The following is a 4,863-nucleotide window of genomic DNA, read 5'->3' as shown; positions in this document are numbered from 1 at the left end:
ATATCCTCCGGGCGGCGACTGTTCTCGAGTCGGAACAGGGCGGCGGCGATATTGCGTTGTCCCGCCATCGGGGTGTCTGCAAGTCGCTGCTCGTCCAGCAGCAGATAGCGGATCCGCGGCTGCCAGCGCCGCAGCTGCTCGGGCAGGTCCGGCTCGATCAACTCATCGAGACTCGTCTTGGCCCACCAGGATTTTTCACCATTGTAGAGGACGATGGGTAGGACCGGCGGCAGCGGACTCCCAGCCGGAATCTCGCCGGCGGCGGCCAAACCCTGATAGAGCAGTCCGATATAGGTCAAGAGCCGCACCGTCATGAAGCGATCGACCGTCGACTGGAACTCCAGCAGCAGATAGACGTAGACCCAGCGCAACCGCCAGATCATGTCGTCCTCGCGCTCGCGCAGGTCTTGACTGACCCCGAGCTCGCTGACGCGCTGTAGCGTGGTGAAGTCCTACTGCTCGACCCAGTCCTCCTGCACGAAGCCACGGATCAGGTCCGCCACCAGATCGCGGTGCGAGAACAGGAGCTTGTAGGACGGATCGTGGTCGGCCATCAAGGATGAGCAGGCTGTCGTCGGCGTGACGAAACCATACCGGAATCACACCGAGATGACAGTGATCCCGCGACGCAAGGATCCTGGACGATGCCCGGCAAGGGTCGTTGAAACCCGAAAACCCGCGTCAATCAGGCCGCGCGGAAGGAATCGCGGACAAGGGAAAAACATCGGCGTGGGCTCCGGTAAGGCCCCTTCCAGCGCGGCGAACGACTCGAAGCCATAGCGCAAATAGGCCGCCTGCGACTCGGGCTTGGCATCGACCACGACACCGACGCAGCGGATCTCATCGGCTGTTCGGCGGGCAAGATCCAACGCGAAACGAAGCAAGGCCTTGCCGATTTCGAGCCCCTGAGCCTGCGCGGCCACGGCGAGTCGAGCGATACGGAGCACTGGCAGTGGATAGCGCGGAAGCCGGTGACGGCGCTCTCGCGGAAGCGCGTCGATCTCGATCTCGGACGGCGCGACCGTGACGAAGCCAAGAATCTGGTCTTCGGCGACCGCAACCTAGGTCACTCCGAGGTGATGACGAAACTGATTCTGATCCGCAAACCGCTGAAAGAACCGATCGAGATCCGGATGTCCGCTGCTGAATCGGCGGCGATCATCGCCCGGCTCCAGCCGCCGGATCTGAAGACTCATGAATGCTCACTGGGCGGAGCGTCGATGGGATCGTCGAACAGCGCCTGCATGGCCTGATTGGGTGCCTCGTTGGATGCCAATCGCTCCAGTAGTCTGTCCTCGGCCTCCTGTCCGATAACGAACCGCGGCGGAATCAGCACATCTTCCGGGATTTCACTGACCGCCTGAAGGTGATGCGAAAGCGCTTGCTCGATCACGAACCCCTTCTTCAGCCCACTCGTCCTCCCACTGCGGCATCGACGCAGGTACCGGGGGCGCCTTGCCCGCCACGCAAGAGCACGGCGATGTCGGCATCACTATCGCCGCCAGCCGTCTCTCTCGCCTGAGTGCCGAAGAGCCAGGCATCGATCAAATCGTAGCGCTTGCGTACCCTTTGCGAAAAGATACGAGCGGTCTACTCCATGGTCGGATTCATCGAAGCCGCCTGACGGGCTACACCTGAAACACCTTCATCCGCCGCCCGCCTGTCATGCGGAGCAATACGCGATCGCGACTACACCCTACGCCGGCTGCACCGTCTGCGAACGCACGCAGGTTCGCCCGCAGGGATAAAGGCAGCAGCGCGGCCAGCGCATGAGAGGAGAGCGATTCATCAACCAGCTCAAGGCCATGATTAGCCGCCGGCTCGATAGCCGATAGGCTGGACTCGGGCTTGACTTGACCCTTTCCGTTCCCCCATCGACACTGAGCCATCGATCGACTGTCGAGCCCCGGAGACTAGCGCATGCTGACCGAGTACATCGAAGAAGCCTTGAAGCGCGCACGCTACGAGATCATCGAAGACCCAGACGACTCCTTCTATGGCGAGATCCCCGATCTACCTGGTGTCTGGGCGAGCGGACCAACCTTGGAGGACTGCCGGCGCGAGCTGAAAGAGACGGTGGAGAGTTGGATCCTGCTCAGCGTCAAGCGCTCCTTACCCATCCCAAAGCTCGGCGATGCCGAAATCACAGAGATCGGAGCCGAGGCCGCCTGATGCCAAAGCTGCCGCCGATCAGCCATGCCCAGCTCGTCGCGGGGCTGAGGCGGCATGGCTTCGCGGGACCTCATGCGGGAGGTAAGCACCTGTTCATGATCAAGGGCGACCTGCGGCTGACCATTCCGAATCCACACTGCCAGGACATCGCACCCGCCCTTCTGTCGCGCATCCTCCGACAGGCGGGAATTTCGCGTGAGGACTGGCTCAAAGACTGAGCACGCCCTTCGCCCCTAACAAGGTGTCTGTGGACATCAGACCACCTGTTCCAGAAGGTAGGCATCCCGTTCGACCAAAATGGCCTGGAACCGGCCCTGAGAGGTGACCCACCAGCCCATGGCGTCGATTCGTGGTTTGGGTATAGACGCCGTTGAGCTGCCGCATTCCCCTGGAGAGGTTGGCATCGGGCGTCTCGACGACGAACTGATAATGATTGCTTATCTCGCAGTAGGCGTGGCAACGCCAGTTGAACCCGCCAAGCAGAGCCAGCCAATCCAGGCGGTCCTGATCGTCGCGATAGATTGCCTCGCGCCGATCACCGCGAGCGGTCACATGATAGAGCCCGCCAGCAAACTCAATGCGTAGAGGTCTGGACACGGGGTAGGGCATAGGTTAATGGTGCTAGATTGCGAGGCCTGACCCCAATTTGTGTGTGACCCCAATTTGTGTAATGGAGGTAGAGGAAGCATTTCCCAGCTACCGAACTGAAGTGTGATCGTGGAAAAGCTCCATTATCGCTTGTATCCTAGTCACACCAGAGACTTGCTTTGTTTCAGATCCTTCTCGTGCGAACACTTGATCGTCTAGCGATGACAGTGATTTCTGTGAGGGTATCCAAATACAAACCACGGAAAGTCCTCTGTAGTCAACGCAGTCAATGGCGGATAAGACGCTTGTCCGGAGAGGTTCGCTCAACCCACTATTGGACACGCTACGAACAATTCGCATCTTGTAGTCATCAATGGATGTGTCCAGATTATTTGCCTCTCTATCTATGCCGACCACAAATCGCTCACCAACTCTTAGCGGCTTCACGCCGTCCAGGTCCTGTATTCTTTTTGCGTGTTCCGCCTTGTCAGCGACTCCTAAGAAGACCGCTCCTTCCGACTCCGGTCCCAAATTCGCTATACCGCAAATTGTCGCATTCAGCTTATCCAGTATTTCCGTATCCTGAGCGCGCTCATTATCTAGCCTCAAGAGTCCCTGCTTGCATTCAAATGCGTTCGTTTCAATCTTTGAACGGCGCAGAGCATTCTCAAATCTGATGCCAAGTCCAGCTCCCGACAGAATGGCAGGAGGTTTCTTTTCCAAGAATCTTGCTTGAATAAGCCCCTTGCAGGTGTCGATATTTCTCCGCCTCTTCTCTGACGTCGTTTGACCACGAGACGTCTCAAGCCGTCTGTGAACATTCGTCAGTGAATTCATGATTTCGCTCGCTGACGACGGTGACTTCTGCTCCATAACGCAGAGCTCGTAGAAAGCCATGAACACTGCGTAAAAGGGCGTCTTTACAGGGTTTCCGCCTGCTTCCGGGTTAACCGTACGCCGAAATGTATTGGGTCTATCGTCGAAAGCTTCTACAACCTCGCGCAGTATAGAAAAAGTTGAAATCAGGCTATTCTTTAGAGCATCGACCCCATAGACGGAAAGCTTCTGCTGGATCTCTCTGGAGGCGTCTGTATCTGGGTCGTAAACTTCGTTCAATCTTTCGCCGCTAAACGGGAAAGGGGTGCCATCAAGTATGGATACGGCGATGTCGGCGAGCATTTGCTCATCTTCACTGTCACGAAGTTGTTGTTTGCGTAGAATTCCTTGCTTGCACCAAAATGTCTCGTCAGCGGACACGCCATAATCCGGCTGCTCCCCTTCCACTTCGATGCTTATCGAAGGCATTTGCGCAAGATCTAACGATTCCGTGGAAACGTCGCCTCGAAGCTCTGCGGCAATGTCACGAATGAGTTGTGGGAACGGCGAGACATTTCCAGCTTGACGTTTCTCTTGGTCACTAAGCTGCCGGCCGTATGCATTGATGCGCCGGAATACCTCGTGCACAGCGGTTTCGTTAACCGCGGGAAACTCTGTGACGGCGAAGTTATAATCTATGAAATCTGCACATTGCTGGGGTGATAGTAGATGATTAGGATCCGTTTCCACTTGGAAGCCTGCGTCTTGAGAGGCTTGCTGAGCCCTCGCAAGCTGGGCAACATCGAAGAACTTCTCTTCTAACGAGAAGCGATTCTCGATGAATGAAAAGACGGCATTAAGTCTCTGCATGCCGTCAATGATTTCGTAAGTACGAGAACCGTCGGGGTTCTGTCGGGTAGCGAGCAAAATTAGGGGGATAGGATAGCCGTGAAGGATGCTGTCGATGAGTCTCCTCTTCTCTTCTAGCGTCCATACAAGCTTGCGTTGATATCGGCGGTTCACACGAAAGTTACCCGCTCGATATTCCTGGTATGCGGTCTGGATGCTTTTTCCTTTTGGGGATACACTCATCATGGTTCCTTCTTTTGCTAGAGAATCTTACAAACCCGACTCTCAAGAGCAGAGTGCTCGAAGAGGAGAACATGCGGTATGCATGCGTTCGTTTGGCGCGTTTGGCGAAAAGGGGACAGTGCGGCCTGGCAAGGCCGCGTGTTCTAGCGGGTGTGACTCCCGCCTGGGTAATCGTGCGCCGCGAGCCCAGTATCG

General features: G+C 56.8%; 6 protein-coding genes and 2 pseudogenes. 3 read left to right on the top strand and 5 right to left on the bottom strand.

Annotated features, from left to right (window positions below):
• A pseudogene (locus G3446_RS25610) lies at positions 1 to 554 on the bottom strand (Rpn family recombination-promoting nuclease/putative transposase); the annotation flags it as partial.
• A gap of 45 nt (positions 555 to 599) precedes the next feature.
• Complete coding sequence (locus G3446_RS25605) at positions 600 to 1,001, bottom strand: GNAT family N-acetyltransferase (RefSeq protein WP_342450245.1); 402 nt, start codon at positions 999 to 1,001, stop codon at positions 600 to 602.
• Here G3446_RS25605 and G3446_RS28505 point away from each other — a divergent pair.
• On the top strand, positions 972 to 1,253 hold the full coding sequence (locus G3446_RS28505) for a hypothetical protein (RefSeq protein WP_245232775.1): 282 nt from the start codon (positions 972 to 974) through the stop codon (positions 1,251 to 1,253). The two genes, G3446_RS25605 and G3446_RS28505, sit on opposite strands and share 30 nt — an antisense overlap.
• Positions 1,254 to 1,404: 151 nt before the next feature.
• On the opposite strand, the gene G3446_RS25595 is transcribed toward G3446_RS28505, so the two are convergent.
• Positions 1,405 to 1,548, bottom strand: a complete 144-nt coding sequence (locus G3446_RS25595) for a nucleotidyltransferase domain-containing protein (protein WP_209262639.1) — start codon at positions 1,546 to 1,548, stop codon at positions 1,405 to 1,407.
• Between the two features lie 372 nt (positions 1,549 to 1,920).
• Between G3446_RS25595 and G3446_RS25590 the strand changes: the two genes are divergently transcribed.
• A complete protein-coding gene (locus G3446_RS25590) occupies positions 1,921 to 2,172 on the top strand; it encodes a type II toxin-antitoxin system HicB family antitoxin (protein WP_164456497.1) in 252 nt (83 codons plus the stop codon).
• Positions 2,172 to 2,390 carry a type II toxin-antitoxin system HicA family toxin gene (locus tag G3446_RS25585; RefSeq protein WP_164456496.1) on the top strand — a complete coding sequence of 73 codons (219 nt, stop codon included), beginning with the start codon at positions 2,172 to 2,174 and terminating at the stop codon, positions 2,388 to 2,390. Before G3446_RS25590 ends, G3446_RS25585 begins: the two co-directional genes overlap by 1 nt.
• A 48-nt stretch (positions 2,391 to 2,438) precedes the next feature.
• On the opposite strand, the pseudogene G3446_RS28500 reads toward G3446_RS25585, so the two are convergent.
• Positions 2,439 to 2,769: pseudogene (locus G3446_RS28500) on the bottom strand (transposase); the annotation flags it as partial.
• A 99-nt stretch (positions 2,770 to 2,868) separates the two neighbouring features.
• Positions 2,869 to 4,671, bottom strand: a complete 1,803-nt coding sequence (locus tag G3446_RS25575) for a DUF262 domain-containing protein (protein ID WP_209262638.1) — start codon at positions 4,669 to 4,671, stop codon at positions 2,869 to 2,871.
• Positions 4,672 to 4,863 lie beyond the last annotated feature (192 nt).

Origin of the sequence: Thiorhodococcus minor (genome assembly GCF_010820565.1) — a bacterium.
Taxonomy (GTDB): domain Bacteria; phylum Pseudomonadota; class Gammaproteobacteria; order Chromatiales; family Chromatiaceae; genus Thiorhodococcus; species Thiorhodococcus minor.
Note: the sequence above shows the minus strand (reverse complement) of the source record. Positions and strands in the feature narration are given on the sequence as shown.